The sequence below is a fragment of the Rhodococcus sp. PSBB066 genome (assembly GCF_017068255.1).
GTDB classification, from domain to species: Bacteria; Actinomycetota; Actinomycetes; order Mycobacteriales; family Mycobacteriaceae; genus Rhodococcus; species Rhodococcus aetherivorans.
In genome coordinates, this window is sequence record NZ_CP070860.1 from 55,375 (window position 1) to 73,427 (window position 18,053).

Below are 18,053 nucleotides of genomic sequence, written 5' to 3' on the forward strand. Positions count from 1 at the left end.
CGAAAAAACTGGACATCGGCACAAATAGTCATCACCCCAGGTGGGGCCCACTCTCGCCCCGAAGAGCCGGTCAGCTCCGGTAGCCCCGGTCGTGTCCTGCCGATTCACCCCTGGCTTCGGGATGCCTTGCCTGTGTCGAGAAGATCGTGAGCTTCCCGTTTTTGGAATAGGGCACAAGATGGCGAGCCGTTGCTTCACGGCGATCGATCTCGAATATGAGACCGTCGCCACATGAGCCTTCAAATCAAGCGCGTGGTCACCGGTGTCGATGCCAAGGGCAAGTCGGTCGCCTATGAAGCGTCGGATATTGCACCCGTGGAGCTGGCGATGATGCCTGGCGCCCAGTTCTTCGCGATCTGGGGCACCGAGGGAGCCCTCGAGAGCCCTGTGGCCTCACCGCAGCCGGACAACAAGACCTTCTTTCCCGGTCCCGGGGGTACCCGGTTCGGGTTGCTCCGTTTCCCCCCCGAGTCCGCGGCAGAGCCGGACGCACCCGCCCCTACCGAAGATGAGCTTGCCGAATGGGCGGATGAGGCCGAAACCAAGCTTCCCGGCCTGATCGGCGTCTTCGAACCCGACGCCCCGGGTATGCACCAGACCAAGACGGTCGACTACTCCATCGTCGTCGAAGGCGAGCTCTACCTCGAACTCGACGACGGAGCCGAGGTGCACCTCCCCACCGGGACGACGATCGTTCAGAACGGCGCACGCCACGCCTGGCGCAATCGAAGCGACCGGCCGGCGACTCTCGCCTACGTGATCCTCGACGTCGAGAAGGACGTCGAGAAGTAGGACTCGGCTGGACCTCGTCATTGCCGCCGAGACAGATCCCACCACCCGGCCATCGGGCATACCTAGGAGATTGTTGTGCCTACCGACGCGTACAAGTCGCTCGATCTGACGGACAAATCGCTGATCGTCACCGGAGCCGGCAGCGGCATCGGTCGCGCCAGTGCACAGCTGTTCGCTGCGCGGGGCGCCAACGTGATGGTCGCCGACATCAATGAGCAGAACGCGAAAGAGACCGCAGACCAGATCAAATCCGACGGCGGCCGGGCCGAATACCTGCGCACCGACGTCTCCGTCGAAGAGGAGGTCGAGGCCCTGGTCCACGCCACGGCCGAGAAATTCGGCGGACTGCACGGCGCATTCAACAACGCCGGAATCGGCCCACAGTCACCGCTTCACGAGACCCGCGCGGAAGACTGGTACCGCACCATCGGCATCAATCTGACCGGTGTCTTTTTCTGCCTCAAGCACGAGATCGGATACCTGCTCCAGCACGGTGGCGGATCGATCGTCAATACCGCATCGCTGGCAGGATACAAGGCAGTTCCCGGAATGCCGTCCTACGTGGCGAGCAAGCATGGCGTCGTCGGTCTCACCCGCGCCGCCTCACTGGACTACGCCTCCCGAGGTATCCGGGTCAACGTCATCTTGCCCGGCACCATCGCCACCCCGATGCTCGACTCGGTGCTGCACGATCCCGTTCTGGCGAAGTCATTGGCACAAGGCCAGCCGATCGGACATGTCGGGAACTCGATCGACATTGCCGAGCAGGCGGCCTGGCTGCTTTCCGACGCCTCCGCCTTCTCGACGGGTTCCCTGTTCTTCGTCGACGGCGGCAGCAACGGAGTCTGACTGGCGCTCTTACATATTCCAAGTCCAGACATCGTGATGGCTGCTTGGGGGACCGTCCCGTTCTCGCACCACCGGTGCAGTACCGCCTTCGCCGAACACTCAGTCCCCGCCTGGCAGGGCTGTTGACCCCCTCGAGCCCGGTCGGTGCCCAGGCACTCCCCTCCACCGGGGCACCGACCGCTTCCACCTGCACCCACCTGCAACCGAAAGAAGTTCACTCATGAGCCACGCTGTGATCGTCGATGCCGTGCGCCTCGCCTCCGGCAAGGGCAAGCCCGGCGGCGCCCTGTCCGGCACCCATCCGGTCGAACTGCTCGCCCACGTGCTGCGCGCCGTGGTCGACCGCAACGACCTCGACCCGGCGCTGGTCGACGACGTCATCGGCGGCTGTGTGCATCAGGTGGGGGAGCAGGCGCTGAACATCTCCCGCACCGCGCTGCTGTCGGCCGGGTTCCCCGAGTCGGTGCCGGCCACCACCATCGACCGCCAGTGCGGCTCGAGCCAGCAGGCCGCCCACTTCGCCGCCCAGGGCGTCATCGCCGGCGCCTACGACGTCGTCATCGCCTGCGGGGTGGAGTCGATGAGCCGCGTCCCGTTCGGCTCCTCGTCCCTCGGCAAGGACACCGGTGGTCCGGGCATTGCCGCCCGCTACCCGCAGGGGCTGGTGGGCCAGGGCATCTCCGCCGAGCTGATCGCCGCGAAGTGGAAGTTCGACCGCGAGGCGCTCGATGAGTTCTCGGCCGAATCCCACCGCCGGGCGGCCGCCGCAGCGACGAGCGGGAGCTTCGACGCCGAGATCGTTCCGATCGCGGTGCGCGACAGGGACGGCAATCTCGTCGCGCACACCGTCGACGAGACGGTGCGCGCCGCCACCACGGCCGAGGCCCTGGCCGGGCTGAAGCCCTCGTTCCACACCGAGGCGTACGCGCAGCGCTTCCCGGAGGCCGGCTGGCACATCACCCCGGGCAACTCGTCGCCGCTGACCGACGGGGCGTCGGCGGTGCTGATCATGAGCGAGGAGGCCGCGGCCAAGCTCGGGCTGACCCCGCGGGCCCGGTTCCATTCCTTCGCCGTCGCCGGCGACGATCCGATGTTCATGCTCACCGCCCCCATCCCCGCGACGAAGAAGATCCTGGCCCGCTCGGGTCTGGGTATCGACGACATCGATGCCTACGAGGTCAACGAGGCGTTCGCCCCGGTGCCGCTGATGTGGGCGCACGAGTTCGGGGCGGATCCGGCCCGGCTCAACCCGCGCGGCGGCGCGATCGCCCTCGGACACGCCCTCGGTTCGTCGGGCACCCGGCTGCTGACCACCCTGGTCAACCACCTCGAGGGCACCGGCGGCCGGTACGGCCTGCAGACCATGTGCGAGGGCGCCGGCATGGCCAACGCCACCCTCATCGAACGCCTCTGAAGCCGCAGACCACCCGGAAGAAGAATCATGCAGCGCACCTTCTACGAAGCAGACCACGAGGCGTACCGGGACACGGTGCGCGAGTTCCTCGCCCGCGAGGTCGAACCGCACTACCAGCGGTGGGAGGACGAGCGGTTGATCGACCGCTCCGCCTGGCTCGCCGCCGGCAAGGCCGGCATCGTGGGTCTGGCCGTCCCCGAGGCATACGGCGGCGCGGGCGTGACCGACTACCGGTTCCGGTGTGTCGTCGCCGAGGAGATCGCCCGCACCGGCGTCACCTCCTTCGGTGCGGGGATGAGCCTGCAGGACGACGTTGCGCTTCCTTATCTGATCGATCTGGGCACCGAGGAGCAGACGCAGCGCTGGCTGCCCGGCATGGCCGCCGGTGAACTCATCGGTGCGATCGCCATGACCGAGCCCGGCACCGGGTCGGACCTGCAGGGCGTCAAGACGACCGCCGTCCGCGACGGTGACGACTGGATCCTGACCGGACAGAAGACGTTCATCACCAACGGCATCCATGCCGATCTGGTGATCGTCGTGGCCCGCACCGATCCCAGCGCCGGCGCCCGTGGTTTCTCGCTGCTCGTCGTCGAACGCGGCATGCCGGGCTTTACCCGGGGCCGCAAACTGCAGAAGGTCGGCCTCGCCGGCCAGGATACCGCCGAACTGTCCTTCGACCAGGTGCGCGTGCCGGGGTCGAACCTGCTCGGCACCGAAGGCAAGGGATTCCTCCACCTGATGGAGCATCTGCCTCTCGAACGCCTGTCCATCGCCGTCGCCTCGCTCACCGGCGCGCGCGCCGCGTACGAGTGGACCAAACACTACGTGTTCGAACGCACCGCGTTCGGCGCACCCATCGGTGACCTGCAGAACACGCGCTTCGCGCTCGCCGAGATGCTCACCGAAATCGAAGTCACCCAATCCCACCTCGACCGGTGCGTTCTCGCTCTCAATGCCGGGGAGCTGACCGCCGTCGACGCCGCCAAGGCTAAATGGTGGGCCAGCGAACTGGAAAAACGCGTCGTCGACCGGTGTGTGCAGCTGCACGGCGGCTACGGCTACATGATGGAATACCCCATCGGCCGCGCCTACGTCGACACCCGTGTCCACACGATCTACGGCGGCACCACCGAAATCATGAAGGAAATCATCGGGCGTGACATCGCCGCCGGCATGTCCGCACCTGCGTAACCGAAACACTGCGTAAACGGCAGCTTCCTGGCCGGCCTCGTCCTCACTCAAGGAGACGAGCCCGGCGGCAGCCCGGTTCGCGTGAACCGATCCAGCAACACAACCTTGACGAAGTGACCAACTGCCGGGCGTTGACACGACTCCCGGCGCAGAGCAAACAGAGGGGGATCGTATGGCCAAGCCCGTACTTCTCGTACACGGTGCCTTCACCGGATCCTGGGAGTGGGACAAAGTGATTGCCGAACTGGAAAAGCGCGGCATACGGGCAGGTACCGTGGATCTTCCGAGCCGCGGTCCGGACGGAACGCTCGAGCGAGATGCCCAGGCAGTCCGTGACGCCCTGAAGGCTTTCGACGAGCCGGCCGTCCTGGTCGGCCATTCGTACGGCGGTGCCGTGATCACCCGTGCCTCTGTGGACAACGACGGTGTAGCCCATCTGGTCTACGTCTGTGCGGCTCTGCCCCAGGCCGGCGAATCCGTCAGCGACCTCCTGGGCCGCGACCCGGAGCCACAGGGCGATCTCGCGGCAGCCCTCGAGCCACGGGAGGACGGGACCGCCACGCTCGGGCGCGAGGCTGCACGGGAGACCATGCTCAACGACGCCACAGACGAGCAAGCCGCCCCCGTGCTGGACAAGATGGGCCCACACGCGCTCGGCACGCTCGGCGAGACTGCCGCTGGGCTCGGCTGGCAGCAACACCCCACCACCTACGTGATCGCGCTGCAGGACAAGATGTTCTCCGTCGCTTTGCAACACGAGTTCGCGAGCCACGCCGACACTGTTATCGAGGTGGACGCGGGACACGCACCGATGCTCACCCAACCGGCCGAAATCGCCGAGGTCATCGCCGCGGCGGCGAGCTGACACGTGCACAAGGGCCGGGCCGGAAAGAACTCCCGCCCGGCCCTTCGCGGCGAGCTCAGCTGTATCACCGACGAGCCCCTGGCCCTTCGCGTCGGCACGCCTCGTACACGATCGAGTCGACGGTCTGGTCGAATCCCCAAGGCGCCCAACTGGATGCGTGCTCGATACTCGCGTTTCGTCTCCACACCACCGCGGTGTCGAGTTCTATTCTGCGGCGGATCTGATCTGGGGGCAGTCGCGAGGGCGAGGCAGTAGCCAGGTCGCTGAGGTGTCGATTTGGACGAGCGGTGGGTGATCTGCCTCGTCGCGCGAGCCTTCCCGATTCGATGCGGATCACTCCGCAGCAGGTGGCGCAGTTCCCCACCGAGTGCGACCCCGCCGTCAGCGACCTCGGCCGCGCGTGTCGGGCCGGGAGATCGCGTAGGTCTTGCCGGTCCGCGACCTCGACCGTGCCGGGCAGCTGAGCTAGGAGAAGAAGCACATCTGGATGTTTTGGCCGGCCTGGACCCGACTAACGAGGTGTACGTCGATGTCGGCGGTCGGAGACGACACGATCGACGATCAGCGCCGTATGGGGATGCTCAGCAGGTGCTGCGCTGTCCTCCGTGAGCACTCGTCGACGCGGCACCACGACGCGCGGCACCAGGACTGCTCTCGGTCGGCGAGCTGGGTGCAGCTCGGCCCCTGTTGACTCGACCTCCCGAGAGCGGGCCCAGTGCTTTCCTGAGATGCGCTCGGATCGCTGGTCACCGACTGTCGGGTCAAGGCCGAGGATTCCCTCGTGATCCTCGGAGTCGTTCTCGGATTGGGGCAGTAAACGGGCGCGAACTATGGCCGACGAGTTCGGCGTTCATCCCCACTCGCTGCGTTACTGTCTCAGCAGCGTCGAGCGGTGCACCGGCTCGAGGATCACGACCGACGATCGCAACTGCATGATCGATCGCTTAGAGGGCGATGACAGTCGTGTGGCGCCGGGGCGGACCGCTACCGGGCCGCCCCGGCGCCGCTGCGGCCACTGGCTGCCGGCACGTCGAAGATGCCCATCTCGTCGATCTCGAGTTCGGCGAGCACCTGACGCGTTTGGTCGCTTCCCCACGCAGTGCTGCCCAGCGGCCGGAGCGTCGTTCGGCTGAACCGCGGCGCCGGCGAGGGAAGAACATCGTCGCCGACTCGGGTGAAGATCCCACGTTCCCGATTGTGCGGATGGTCCGCCGCCTCCGCCCCCGTCAGCACCGGCGAGACACAAGCCCCGGCGGCCTCGGAGTGCTCGCACCACTGAGTTTGCGTGCGCTGGGCGAAAGCGGCCCCGAGTCGTTCCCGCCACCAGGGCCAAGTGGCGCGATCCCACCGATCCGGCCCCTCGTCTCCAATCTCGAGCAGCGCCAGCAGGGCCGTCCAGTACCGTTCCTCCACGGCTCCGACTGCGACAAGGCGACCGTCAGATGTGGGGTACACGTCGTAGAACGGGGCGCCGGAATCGTTGAGGTTCGAACCCCGCTCGTCGACCCACCGACCCTCGTTGCGCATCTCGTGACTCATGGTGCTGAGCAGCGCGTCACCCTCGAGCATCGACGCGTCGACCACCTGTCCCACACCCGACTCGCGAGCCTGCAGGACGGCAGCCGTCACCCCGAGCGTGAGCAGCATGGCGCCACCGCCGTCGGCCAGCAGATTCATCGGGGGTGCCGGCAGGGTATCGGCGCGTCCGAGGTGGGCGAGCACGCCGGAGACGGCCAGGAAGTTGATGTCGTGGCCGGGCTGGTTCGCCAAGGGCCCGGTCTGCCCCCAGCCGGTGATGCGGCCGTAGACCAGTCGGGGATTCGCGGCCATGCAGTCAGCAGGTCCCACCCCAAGGCTCTCGGTGACCTTGGGTAGGAAGCCCTCGATGACGGCATCGGCCCGGCTCGCAATCGCGAGCGCGGCCCGCCGCCCCGCAGGGGTGCGCAGATCGAGACTCACTCTGCGCCTACCACGCCCGAGCCCGGCGTCTCCCAACGGCGTGACATCGTCGGCGGGCCGAGGGCGATGGATGCTGATCACCTCGGCACCGAGATCGGCCAGCAGCATTCCGCTGAAGCGCACCGGACCCCGGCCGCCGAGCTCGAGCACCCGCAGCCCGTGCAAAGGCCCCACGTCGATTCCTTTCTCGTCGCGATCATCGCTTCGAAGGCCCGCTCGCGCTACTGCACGAGCGGGCCCTCACATAGCGCGCACACGGCGCGCCGACGTCAGCTAGGCAAGAGCAGGCGCGGCACTGAGCGTGTAGCTCGAGAATCCGCTCTCGACCTCCTGCTGCACGGCTGCGACGTAGTTACCCAAGCCGCCCAGATAGCACAAGGCACTCGCCTTCTTGCCGGGCACGTTCGCGCCCAGGAACCAAGGCCGATCGCCCAACCCCTGCTCCAACAGCGTCGCCTTGAGGACCACGTCGCACTGGTCCGACCAGGCCTGGACCGCCTCCGGAGTGGCCTCGACACGGGTGGCCCCCATCGCCAGGGCGCGTTCGAGGATCTTCTCGATGAGCTCGACCTGCGTCTCGATGACCGGCGGGTGGCTCGCGAAAGGCGCCTGAGGTCCCAGAATCGTGAACAGGTTCGGGAATCCGGCCGCGGACAGACCGAGCAGCATCTCGGCCCCCTCTGCCCACTGCTCCGCGATCGTACGACCCCCGACCCCGCGGATGTCCAGGGAGGCCAGAGGGCCGGTGATGGCGTCGAAGCCTGTTGCGTAGATGATCACATCCAGCTCGTACTCGGCGCCGCTCGCCGTACGCAGACCGGTCGGCGTAACCTCGACGATCGGATCCTCACGCACACTCACCAGGGACACGTTCGGACGGTTGAACGTCTCGTAATAGAAGCTTCCCAGCGGCGGGCGCTTGCCACCGATCGGATGGGTAGTGGGGCAGAGCAGCTCAGCGGTGTGCGGGTCCTTCACGATGGTCCGGATCTTGCGGCGGACGAACTCCGCGGCCGCGTCGTTGACGCGCTGGTCTACCAGCAGGTCATCGACGGTCTCGAAGATGAACCGGAAACCGCCGGCCTCCCATCCCGCCTCGAAGACCTTCTCCAGCTCCTCGTCGCTGAGCTCGGAACCAAGCCGCTGCGGAGAGTCCATCGGGAAGCCGAAGACGTGCTTGAACGCCTTCTCCCAGACAGCCTCGTAGTCGCGCTTGAGCTCAGCCTTCTGCTCGGGCGACAAGGCATGGTTGCGTGTCGGCACCACGAAGTTGGGGGTGCGCTGGAAGACCGTCAGATGCTCCGCGACGTGCGCGACACTCTGGATGACCTGGACTCCGGTGGCCCCGGTGCCGATGACGCCGACCCGCTTGCCGGCCAGCTCGACCGGCTCGTGAGGCCACTGGGACGTCACATAGGTCTCGCCCTGGAACGAGTCGGCCCCCGGGAAGGGGGGCGTGAAGCTGACGCCCAGCCACCCGAGACCCGTGATCAACCAGCGGCAGCTGACCTCGAGGCCGTCCTCGGTGACCACGGTCCAACGATTCGTGTCCTCGTCGAAGGTTGCACCCGTGACCCGCGTGGAGAACCGGATGTGCTTGCGCATGTCGTGCTTGTCGGCGACATGGCGAAGGTAGGCGAGCGTGTCGGGCTGGGCGGAGAAACGCTCAGGGAAGTCCCATTGTTCCCAGTCCTCACGGTCGAAGGAGAAACAGTAGGCCCAGCTCTCGGTGTCGGTCCGCGCGCCCGGGTACCGGTTCCAGTACCAGGTTCCGCCGACGTCGGCGCCCGCCTCGAACACCTGCATGGACAGCCCGAGCTTGCGCAGGGCGTGGATGGTGCGCAGGCCGGCGAAGCCTGCGCCGATGACGACGGCGTCCACGTCGGACAGGGTCTGGAATGGCATAACGGGTGGTCCCTTCGATCTCTCAGATTTCTGTTGCTGGTGTGACGGCTTCGACGGATCGGTCTAGATCGACGAACGGGCGTCGAAGATCACGTAGGCAAGGTGGCCGGCACGCTGCCGTGGTTGCCAGCCGGGCCGGACTCCGCCCTGGACGACGCGGCCGCCCACCGGAAAACGCACGCCTTCGGTGGTGCCGCCAACGACGACTCGCTTGAGGGGAACTGTCATGACGAAACTGTGACACGCATCTCAGAACTGATCATGCTCGCGCTGCTCACAATTTTGTGCACTAGTACAGAAGTGGTCCCAGAAGCACCGCCGCTACGCGTTCCGACCGTGTCGTCCTCGCGGCACGAGATCGCCTGTAAGCGACGCCGTCTGTGACATACGACCGACGGACCAACGGTGCTGCGTAACCCTCATCCGACATTCGCGCAGGTGCGTGCGGCTGGCGGCGTGCACTGGAGTGGGGCACCGTCGTCACGTCGTCGAGCCGGGGACAGGGGTTCTCGTTCGACCTGAGCGGGACCGATTCGCGCTGTCAGATGTAGGGCGCTGGTCGACTGGCAGCCGGGCTGGTGGCTGCAGGACGCTCACTGAGCCCTCATGGTCCACCCTCTCTGTACGGAAGCACAGAAATGCCGCGTCGAAGTCATAGCCGCGAACCTTCGGTGTGACTATCGGACCCGAGGCAGACCACCGCCGCGGCGCAGAGCAATCATCAGGCCCGTTCGAACGTCGGCCGGCTGCCTGCAAGGATTCCCAGGTACCACCCGGGTCGCGTCCGCGACAAGGCCACGGGCCCCTCTTGGCCGACGCTGCCTTCATCCCGGCCAGCAGCGGTGCAGCGGTGCGGCACCGCTTGAACCGGTCCGGTGACCAGCAGCCCAATCGCGCCCCGCGGAATGTGTCAAGGCGGTTGAGTGAATCGTCCCGGGTTTGATGCGCACCTTCTTTCTTGGGAAGGTAATCCTTATGCCGAATGTCTATCCAGCCGAGGTGCGAGAGAAGGCCGTGCGCCTGGTCCTCGAACACCGTGGTGACTACGCCTCGGAATACGAAGCGATCCGCACAATCGCCGAACGAATGTCACTGAAGACAGAGACCGTGCGGGTGTGGGTCCGCAAGGCCGAAGCGGCGGGTGATGGCACCCATGCCGCGTCGGCGTCCGAGGCGGAGATCGAATTGCGGGCATTGCGCCGGAAGAACGCCGAGCTCGAGAAGACCATCGAAATACTCAAAGCCGCAACATCTTTCTTCGCGCGGGAGTGCGACCCGCCACGCAAGTGATCTGCCGATTCATCGCCGAACATCGCGATGAGTTCGGGGTCGTACCGATCTGCCGCGTGCTCACCGAGCACGGCGCCGCGATCGCCCCGAGAACCTTCTACGCCTGGCTGGCGCGCCCGCTGTCGAAGCGCGCATTGTGGGACGCCACCATCACCGCGGTGCTGGCCTCGTACTACGTCGAGCGGGACGAGCACGGCAGACGCAAACCGGAGTCGTTGTACGGCTCGCTGAAGATGTGGGCCCACCTGCAACGTCAGGGCATCGAGGTGGCCCGCTGCACCGTGGAGCGGCTGATGCGCGTGAACGGGTGGCGCGGCACCACCCGGACGAAGAGGGTCCGCACCACCATCGCGGAGCCGTCGGCGCCGCGGCCACCGGACCTGGTCGACCGGAACTTCCGGGTCGACCGGCCCGACGCGCTCTATGTCGCCGACTTCACGTACGTGCGGATGGTGCCCTGCTTCGCGTACACGGCGTTCGTGATCGATGCGTTCGCCGGCACGATCGTCGGTTGGGAGGTGTCGACGTCGAAGGAAGCCGCGTTCGTAGAGCGGGCGGTGAATCAGGCCTGCATGCTGCGGTCGATGCAAGGTAATCCGTTGCGCGAGGGGACTATTCATCACTCGGATGCGGGCTCTCAATATACGGCTCTGCGATTCGGGGAAACCCTGTTCCTGCAAGGGCTTCGGCCGTCGATCGGGTCGGTAGGTGACTGCCTGTTGACCGGCTAATCCACCGGATCGTTACCCACGAATCGACACGCCGACGCTGGAAGTGCTTGACCACCATCGACGACGGCGTTACACCTGTCTCATGACGAATCAGCCCAGGCTGCGTCTCGAATCCGGCACCGAAGCCGCCTGGATACTGTCCGGGCCCAGCGCCGACAAGTACCCATTGGTCAACGAATACCTCGCCTACCTGACCGACCGAAACTACTCGCCACGCACCGTCCGGGCCTACGGCTACGACCTGCTCGCATTCTGCCGCTGGCTCGAATCCAACAGCAGTGAAATCGATTCGGTCACCACCGACACTGTGTTGGACTTCATGCGGCACTGCCGCGAAACCGCGATCGCCGGACGCCCCGCGAACGTGCTGTCGATGACCGGCAAGCGTCTCGACCATTACAGCGCGACCACCATCAACCACCGGCTCGCCGCCCTGACCGGGTTGTTCACCTTCCGCGCTCTGCGCGAGCCCGAGCTGCGCAACCCGATACCCAGCGGGCGGGAAGCCCGCAGAGTCAGCGCCGAAGAACGCAACGGACTGCTCGGCCACCTGGTCCGACCGAAGCGCCGATCCGCACTACGCCTGCGCGAACCCCGCCGACTACCACGACCGCTCGACCGCCGTGAAACAGCGGATCTGCTCTCCAGCCTGCGAACATGGCGGGACCGCTCGATCGCCGGCCTGATGTTGCTCTCCGGCTTACGATCCGGAGAAATCCTCACCCTCGACGTCACCGATATCGACATCGGTGCCCGCTGGATACGAGTCTTCGGCAAAGGCGCCAAAGAACGTCGGGTGCCACTTGATGTGGAAGTCGCCGGGCTGATCCAAACGTATCTGCTCACCGAACGACCCGAATCGTCGAGCACCCGCCTGTTCCTCGTCGCGAAAGGCCCGAACCGCGGACAGCCGTTGACCCCGGCCGGGTTACGGACCATCTTCCGCTACCACCGCCTCAAGTCGGGAGTACTCGCAGGTCACCCCCATGCGCTGCGACATACCTTCGGCACCGCGATGGCCGAGGCCGGTGTGGATCTGGCCGTGATGCAGGCACTGCTCGGGCACGCACACGTCGACACCACAGCCCGCTACATCCATCTGACACCCACCCACGTCAAGGCGGAATTCGATGCAGCCCGCACACGACTACGCACCCGCACCTGAGGACGAGAACCCGGCGGACATCTACGCCGCCTACCTGGTCCACCTGCAGCGGCGCAGCCGCGGCAACACCGCCTACACCCAGTCCGCCCGCTCGTTCCTGAGGCGCTGGCCTCAGGTCCGGCGGTGGGCCGACCTGCCGCTCGATACACGATTGGCGGCGAACTGTTCGACCCGCCCGTTCATCACCTTCCTGATGGTCAGCCGACGGCTGCAACCGGGCTACGACTACCTCGTCCACCGCAAACTGTCGAGTCTCTGGCACGAATTGACCGACAGCTGCCTCGCACCAGATCTGAATCAGTTCATCGACGCAGCACGCGAATTGGGATTCACCCAGCGAGTCGCATCCGCCATCGGATCGCAGATCATCGCCAGGCTACTGATCCAGACCGGCCTCCCGCTGGCCGAGCTGCGCGAGAGTGACCTGCAGGACCTATTGCACGCGTGCGATATTCGACAGATGCATACCGGGCGAGGCGCAAGGCACTATCGCGCCACCACCCACAGTGCCCGACAGATCTTGTTTCATCTCGGGATCCTCGACAGTGAAGCACGACCGGCGGTCACTCCACTTTCTCTCGACGAGCGGATGGCCGACGTTCCCGCTGCGCTGCGGCCGGCGTTCGTGGCCTACTTGCACCGCAAACGCGCCACCTGCACTCCCAAGACAGTCAGCAGTCTGGCCACCCGGTTGGCGCATTTCGGCCGCTGCCTTGCCGCCATCGACCCCGATATCGTCTCGCTGGCCGCACTGGATCGGCGTCGGCACATCGAACCGTTCATTACCTCGCTGACCACCACCGTCAACAGTGTCACCGGTGAGCCGATCACTGTCGCGGACCGCATCCGACGCGTCCACGCCGTTGGCAATTTCCTCGCCGAGATCACCGAATGGGGTTGGGACGATGCACCGCCACGGAAACTGATCTTCCGCGCCGATCTGCCTCGAGCGCAACGCGTCCTACCTCGATATCTGCCGGTCGATGCGGACCGCAAACTTACTGCAGCACTATCAGATTCACCCTACCGACTCGCTGCTGATGCACTGCTCGTGCAGCGAGCATGCGGGTTGCGGATCGGGGAACTCCTCGACCTCGAGCTCGACTGCATCCACGAAATCCCCGGACAGGGATCCTGGCTCAAAGTCCCTCTCGGCAAACTCGACTCCGAGCGAATGGTCCCGGTCGACGAGGAAGTGCTCACCCTCGTCGATCGGATCACCGCGACCCGCTCACCCGGCCGGCCGCTCCGTCATCCCCGCACGGGAGCCCCCGCCGATTTCCTGTTCACTCATCACGGAAAACGACTCTCGCAGAACGCAGTACGACAAGAGTTGAACCGGGCTTCCGCCACGGCAGGGTTGGGGCACATCACTCCGCACCAACTCCGGCACACCTACGCCACGGCGTTGATCAACGCCGGTGTGTCCTTGCAGGCGCTGATGGCTCTGCTCGGGCATGTGTCGACCCAGATGAGTCTGCGTTATGCGCACCTGTTCGATGCCACGGTGCGCAGCGAATACGAACGTGCTCTGGACCTGGCGAAGAGCCGCATCGGGCCGATTCCCGCAGGCCGCACCCAGCTCCCGCTGACCGACGTCACCGGCGACGGCGGGTGGAAGGACGCACCGGCGATCAAATCCAGGTTGGCCGGCGGATACTGCCTGCGGGCGCCCGCGCAAGGCTCGTGCCCGTATGCCAACATCTGCGAGCACTGTCCGAGTTTCCACACCGACTCCACCCACCTTGCTGTCCTGGCAGCGCAACGCGTCGACGCCCGCGACCTCGCCGAGGATGCGGAGAAGCGGGCTGGATCGAGGAGGCGGAGCGGCATCGCGCTCTCGTGTCCCGACTCGACGTGTTGATTGCCGTATCGGCGGCCGGATGAGCGAGAACACGCTGGTCAGGGTCGAGCGGGTCTGCGCTGAGCTCGCCGCCGTGGGCGAGCCGATCACGTTCACTGCCGTCGCCGAACGGGCGCAGGTCGGTCGGGCGACGCTCTACCGCAACACTCAGTTGCGTGCTGTCGTCGACGAACACCGCACCCGCCAGACCGAGGCCCGCACCTTGACCGGCCTGGCCACCGAGGTCGCGCACCTGCGCATCGTCGTCGAAGAGTTCGCCGACAGCGTCACCAGACACGAGGAACAACTGCGACGGCTTCGCCGCAATCCACAACGCCGGCGATGAACCATTCCGACCGTGATCGCCGCGATCTGGGCCGCGATTAGCCGGTCAAGCCTACGATAATGCCCTGGCGGAGACGACGATCGGGTTGTACAAGGCCGAGTGCATCGCCGACGATTCCCCGTTCCGCAAGGGTCCGCTGCGGACCGTCAGCGACGTCGAGGAGGCCACCTCGGCGTGGGTGCATTGGTACAACACCGGCCGGCTCATGCATCGTCTCGGGCGGATCCCACCGGCCGAGTACGAAGCCAAGTACTACGCTGAACACCGTGCCGATCAACCGGTCGCACACAAATGACAGTGTGTGCACGAGACCCGGGATGGTTCAGAGTCCAACGGGAGTTACGCGGCGACCTGATCGGCGTCGGGGTGGTCCGGGTCAGGTCCGGCTGCGGGTTTGTTGATCCACGCATCGGTGGGCAGATCCAGGATCTTCGGGGTGCCGGCCGGCCCGAAGCGTTCGGGATGCTGCGCTCGGGCTCGAGCGAGCACGACGGCGCGTTCGGTGGCCTTCTGCCCGGCCAGACCGAAATGCACATCCGCCGGAGTATGCAGTCCAATGCCGGTATGACGATGCTCATGGTTGTACCACGCGGTAAACGAGTCCACGACATTCCGAGCATGGTGGATCGAGGCGAAGCGCTCCGGCCACATCGGCCCGTACTTGAGCGTCTTGAACAGCGCTTCCGAATAGGGGTTGTCATTGGATACCCGTGGCCGTGAATGCGAGCGGGTGACCTCGAGATCGGCGAGCAGCGTCGCGACGGTCTTACTCGTCATCGATGTTCCCCGGTCGGCGTGTACGACGTTCGGGATCCCGTGCACAGCAAAGATTTCGGTCATCATCTCCGCGGCGAGTAGCCCGGACTCGTGGGTTTGGACGTGCGCTCCGACGATGTAGCGGGAGAAGATGTCGATCATCACGTAGGCATCGAAGTAGGTGCCTTTGACCGGACCGGGCAGCTTGGTGATGTCCCATGTGTACACCTGTCGTGGCGCGGTGGCCACCAGTTCCGGACAAACCCGGGCGGGATGGCGAGCCTGCCGGCGCCGCTCTTTGACCTGCGCGTTCTCCCGCAGAATCCGATACATCGTCGACACCGAACACAGATAGATCCCCTCGTCGAGGAGCTGGGCGTAGACCTCGAGCGGTGACCGGTCGACGAACCGGGCGCTGCACAGAACATCGAGGACGCCGCGGCGTTCGGTGTCGGTGAGTTTGTTCTCCGGGACCCTCCCGGCGGCGGTGACGGCCGGGTCCGTTGCCGCAGGGCGGGCTTTGTCCCGCGCTGCGGTGGAACGGATAATTCCTGTCAGTGTGGTTGCATCCCTGGTAGTTACACCGGACTCGGTGAGTTCGTGATGGGCGTGCATCAACGCTTCTTGCGCTGCTCGTCCGTGTTCGTGCTCTCGGAGAGTTGCTCCAAGAGCTCGTGTGCTTTTCCCATGATCCCCAGTGCGGTTTGGGTGGTGGCCAGCTTCTTGTTCGCTCGTTCGAGTTCGCGTGTGAGTCGAGCGATCTCGGCTTGTTCGGCGGTGAGTTTGCCGGTCTTCTCGCCGGGTTTCGTGCCGTCGAGGACGCCGGCGTCGCGTTGTTTACGCCATTCGCTGATCAGCGAGGAGTACAGGCCTTCGCTGCGCAGGTACGCCCCGCCTCCGTTGCTTTGGCAGGCCTGCTCGTACGCGGCGAGGTGGGCGAGCTTGTCTGCGGCGCTGAAGACGCGGCGTTGCGGTCCGTCGGCGCGGGGATGCGAGGGGTCCATCCGGTCATTGTCCTCGACCGGCACCATGCTGGAAATCGTCATCGTGGGGTTGATCCGTATCTCGCCCTGCAGGCGGGGTTGCTGTGAACCGTTGGACTCAACTCACCCTGGCACGCAGGGCCCGCACCGTTGCCCTGTCTCGGCTTCAACATCACTCCGTAGGACGACCTATGCGGCCCGCCAAACCAAAGAGGGCACGTCACCGCGCGAGATCCTGGAGGCCTCGAACGGGCAGATCCACCCGGCCAGGCTCAGCGGTCACGTCGCCGAGGAGGGTCAAAAGGCTCTCGAGCAGGGCGTAGGCTCGGGTTCGATCTCGTCGAAGACCTTGGTGATGTCGTCGAGTCGTTGCTGGGCGGCGTGACGGGCGACGACTCCGCGCTCGTAGTAGTCGGGCTTGAGGGTGACGTCCTGCGTGAACGACTCGTCCCGACTATCCCCATACGGCTGGAATGCTCGGATCGGCATGGTCGATGCACGGGCGCTGGCCGACCAGATATGCCCGTATCACGGAGGCGACGGGCTGGGCGGTCATCGTGAGCGGCATCAACGGGGCGTGACCCCAGCGGTCGATTGGGGTCAGCAGCGGCCAGGTGCGGCGCCGGTCGGGCACCACCGTGTCGAACGGTTCGTCGTGTCCGGTTAGGTGCTGGGCCAGCCGCCGGGTGTTGGGCTGCTCGTCGAGGAAGGCGTGCATTTCGGCCCGGTCCCGGTACACCGCCGCCACGTCGACACCGGCGACCGCGGGCGTCAGTTCCCGCTGTTGGCCGTCGCCGGTGTCGACGTACGGGCCCTCGTCGGTGCAGGCGATGTCCCCCCGTCGGAGCCAGCTGATCTGGGTGAATCCGATTCCGGCCGCGGCCAGCGGCAGGATGAGTCGGTCGCGGTGGGCCGAACAGCCCGTCCGGCACCGCTCGGCGACGATCCGCGCGATCTCGGTCAGCCGGTCGTGGCGGGCGGCATCGAGCAGCTGCCGGATCGTTTCGCTGCGGCCGGGTGAGGGTAGGCCGGCGCGGGTGTGGACGGTGTTAATGACGCTGACCCGGCGCCGCTGGGTGGCGGCGGGGTGGCCGCGGACGAACGTTGCCACGGTGCGCGGGTCGGCGGGCAGTACCTCGTGGCCGAAGGCGCTACACCAGTCGGTGAACAACGACCACGGATGCCGTTCCCGGGCAGATAGATTCGCGGTGATGTTGGTGGCGGCGTCCGCAGCGTCGACGGAGCTGGTCAGGTCGGTCACGAGCCCAAATTCGTCACTGCGTTGTTGATCAGGGGGCGTGTTCGCGGGCGTAGACCTCGAGCATCGTGGGAGTCGTGTGCCGGTCTGGCGCATGATGGCGTGGGCGTCGGCGCCGTTGCGGAAGATCTCGGTGACGAACCCGGCGCGCAGCGAGTGCCCACCGACCTGCGCGACCAGCTCTGGGGCGTAGCCGGTGCGCTCGGCGCGGCGGCGGATGGCCTGGTGCATCGCCGCCCCCGACAACGGCGTGGGGGAGAGGTTGCCGTTCTTGCGGATCGCCCGTAGCAGCGGCGCCTCCGCGGTGGTGCGCGGGCGCGGGCCGCGGCAGAGGTGCGCGTCGAACGGTGGTGTGGTGCCGAGCAGCCGGATCACCGCGGGCCGGCCGCCGGTGTCGAACGCGGCCACCACCTGCGCCCAGCGCAGATACGCGCACGGTGGGCAGCTGCTGTGGTCGGCGGTGAACGGCAAGGCCGGATCGTGCCGCGGCCCTCCTGATCGGTCTTGGACTTGCGGATCCGGAGGTGCACCCCGTCGAGCCGATGGATCCGCACATCCGAGCAGGTCAATCCGACGAGTTCGCTGCGGCGCAGCGCCCCGGGCGTACCGACACGAAATCTGGAAACTGACCCCGAATCGTGGAACCTACAAATGTGTAGGTTCCACGGCTCGGCGTCACTTCTCTGAATCGTTGACCTGCGGG

At 66.1% G+C, this 18,053-nt stretch carries 13 protein-coding genes, 3 pseudogenes and 1 other annotated feature; of the genes and pseudogenes, 10 read left to right on the forward strand and 6 right to left on the reverse strand.

Annotated features, from left to right (window positions below):
• Positions 1–252 precede the first annotated feature (252 nt).
• The 5 genes from JYA75_RS28190 to JYA75_RS28210 all read left to right on the forward strand — a co-directional run bounded on the left by JYA75_RS28190 (position 253) and on the right by JYA75_RS28210 (position 5,114).
• On the forward strand, positions 253–792 hold the full coding sequence (locus tag JYA75_RS28190) for a cupin domain-containing protein (RefSeq protein ID WP_241009826.1): 540 nt from the start codon (positions 253–255) through the stop codon (positions 790–792).
• Positions 793–867: 75 nt separating this feature from the next.
• Positions 868–1,641 (forward strand): SDR family oxidoreductase, encoded by a 774-nt coding sequence (locus JYA75_RS28195; protein WP_006935479.1) that lies wholly within the window; start codon positions 868–870, stop codon positions 1,639–1,641.
• Positions 1,642–1,861: 220 nt separating this feature from the next.
• On the forward strand, positions 1,862–3,055 hold the full coding sequence (locus JYA75_RS28200) for a thiolase family protein (protein ID WP_203330242.1): 1,194 nt from the start codon (positions 1,862–1,864) through the stop codon (positions 3,053–3,055).
• Positions 3,056–3,082: 27 nt separating this feature from the next.
• The gene (locus JYA75_RS28205) at positions 3,083–4,249 is read left to right on the forward strand and encodes an acyl-CoA dehydrogenase family protein (protein ID WP_203330243.1); all 1,167 of its coding nucleotides are present in this window, start codon (positions 3,083–3,085) and stop codon (positions 4,247–4,249) included.
• A 172-nt stretch (positions 4,250–4,421) separates the two neighbouring features.
• Positions 4,422–5,114: an alpha/beta fold hydrolase gene (locus tag JYA75_RS28210; protein WP_203330244.1), complete on the forward strand. Its 693-nt coding sequence runs from the start codon at positions 4,422–4,424 to the stop codon at positions 5,112–5,114.
• 984 nt (positions 5,115–6,098) lie between these two features.
• Here the strand turns inward: JYA75_RS28210 and JYA75_RS28215 are convergent.
• From JYA75_RS28215 to JYA75_RS28225, 3 genes are all read right to left on the reverse strand, one after another.
• A complete protein-coding gene (locus JYA75_RS28215; protein WP_203330245.1) occupies positions 6,099–7,247 on the reverse strand; it encodes a CaiB/BaiF CoA-transferase family protein in 1,149 nt (382 codons plus the stop codon).
• Between the two features lie 99 nt (positions 7,248–7,346).
• Positions 7,347–8,954: an NAD(P)/FAD-dependent oxidoreductase gene (locus tag JYA75_RS28220; protein WP_239010619.1), complete on the reverse strand. Its 1,608-nt coding sequence runs from the start codon at positions 8,952–8,954 to the stop codon at positions 7,347–7,349.
• 87 nt (positions 8,955–9,041) lie between these two features.
• Positions 9,042–9,206 (reverse strand): hypothetical protein, encoded by a 165-nt coding sequence (locus tag JYA75_RS28225; RefSeq protein WP_155948046.1) that lies wholly within the window; start codon positions 9,204–9,206, stop codon positions 9,042–9,044.
• 747 nt (positions 9,207–9,953) lie between these two features.
• On the opposite strand from JYA75_RS28225, the pseudogene JYA75_RS28235 reads away from it, so the two are divergent.
• The 5 genes and pseudogenes from JYA75_RS28235 to JYA75_RS28255 all read left to right on the forward strand — a co-directional run.
• Positions 9,954–10,981, forward strand: a pseudogene (locus tag JYA75_RS28235) (IS3 family transposase); the annotation flags it as partial.
• Positions 10,226–10,357, forward strand: a sequence feature (AL1L pseudoknot). (Overlaps the previous pseudogene by 132 nt.)
• Before the next feature lie 100 nt (positions 10,982–11,081).
• Positions 11,082–12,164 (forward strand): tyrosine-type recombinase/integrase, encoded by a 1,083-nt coding sequence (locus JYA75_RS28240; RefSeq protein ID WP_100058637.1) that lies wholly within the window; start codon positions 11,082–11,084, stop codon positions 12,162–12,164.
• Positions 12,130–14,028: a tyrosine-type recombinase/integrase gene (locus tag JYA75_RS28245; protein WP_239010620.1), complete on the forward strand. Its 1,899-nt coding sequence runs from the start codon at positions 12,130–12,132 to the stop codon at positions 14,026–14,028. Before JYA75_RS28240 ends, JYA75_RS28245 begins: the two co-directional genes overlap by 35 nt.
• 19 nt (positions 14,029–14,047) lie before the next feature.
• A complete protein-coding gene (locus JYA75_RS28250; protein ID WP_203330247.1) occupies positions 14,048–14,353 on the forward strand; it encodes a DUF6262 family protein in 306 nt (101 codons plus the stop codon).
• A gap of 43 nt (positions 14,354–14,396) precedes the next feature.
• Positions 14,397–14,648: pseudogene (locus JYA75_RS28255) on the forward strand (integrase core domain-containing protein); the annotation flags it as partial.
• A gap of 44 nt (positions 14,649–14,692) precedes the next feature.
• On the opposite strand, the gene JYA75_RS28260 reads toward JYA75_RS28255, so the two are convergent.
• From JYA75_RS28260 to JYA75_RS28270, 3 genes and pseudogenes are all read right to left on the reverse strand, one after another.
• Positions 14,693–16,155, reverse strand: a protein-coding gene (locus JYA75_RS28260) for an IS3 family transposase (RefSeq protein ID WP_203330248.1) whose coding sequence is annotated in 2 segments (ribosomal slippage) — positions 14,693–15,789 and positions 15,789–16,155 — 1,464 coding nt in all. Because the reading frame shifts where the segments join, the coding sequence is not laid out codon by codon here.
• 391 nt (positions 16,156–16,546) lie between these two features.
• Positions 16,547–17,353 (reverse strand): hypothetical protein, encoded by an 807-nt coding sequence (locus JYA75_RS28265; protein WP_239010621.1) that lies wholly within the window; start codon positions 17,351–17,353, stop codon positions 16,547–16,549.
• A pseudogene (locus JYA75_RS28270) lies at positions 17,350–17,961 on the reverse strand (tyrosine-type recombinase/integrase); the annotation flags it as partial. The gene JYA75_RS28265 and the pseudogene JYA75_RS28270, both read right to left, overlap by 4 nt.
• Positions 17,962–18,053 lie beyond the last annotated feature (92 nt).

Bases quoted from the DNA above. Each gene is read 5' to 3' on its own strand.
- JYA75_RS28250 (WP_203330247.1), top strand. From the start codon at position 14,048: ATGAGCGAGAACACGCTGGTCAGGGTCGAGCGGGTCTGCGCTGAGCTC.
- JYA75_RS28240 (WP_100058637.1), top strand. From the start codon at position 11,082: ATGACGAATCAGCCCAGGCTGCGTCTCGAATCCGGCACCGAAGCCGCC.
- JYA75_RS28200 (WP_203330242.1), top strand. From the start codon at position 1,862: ATGAGCCACGCTGTGATCGTCGATGCCGTGCGCCTCGCCTCCGGCAAG.
- JYA75_RS28205 (WP_203330243.1), top strand. From the start codon at position 3,083: ATGCAGCGCACCTTCTACGAAGCAGACCACGAGGCGTACCGGGACACG.
- JYA75_RS28225 (WP_155948046.1), bottom strand. From the start codon at position 9,206: ATGACAGTTCCCCTCAAGCGAGTCGTCGTTGGCGGCACCACCGAAGGC.
- JYA75_RS28210 (WP_203330244.1), top strand. From the start codon at position 4,422: ATGGCCAAGCCCGTACTTCTCGTACACGGTGCCTTCACCGGATCCTGG.
- JYA75_RS28245 (WP_239010620.1), top strand. From the start codon at position 12,130: ATGCAGCCCGCACACGACTACGCACCCGCACCTGAGGACGAGAACCCG.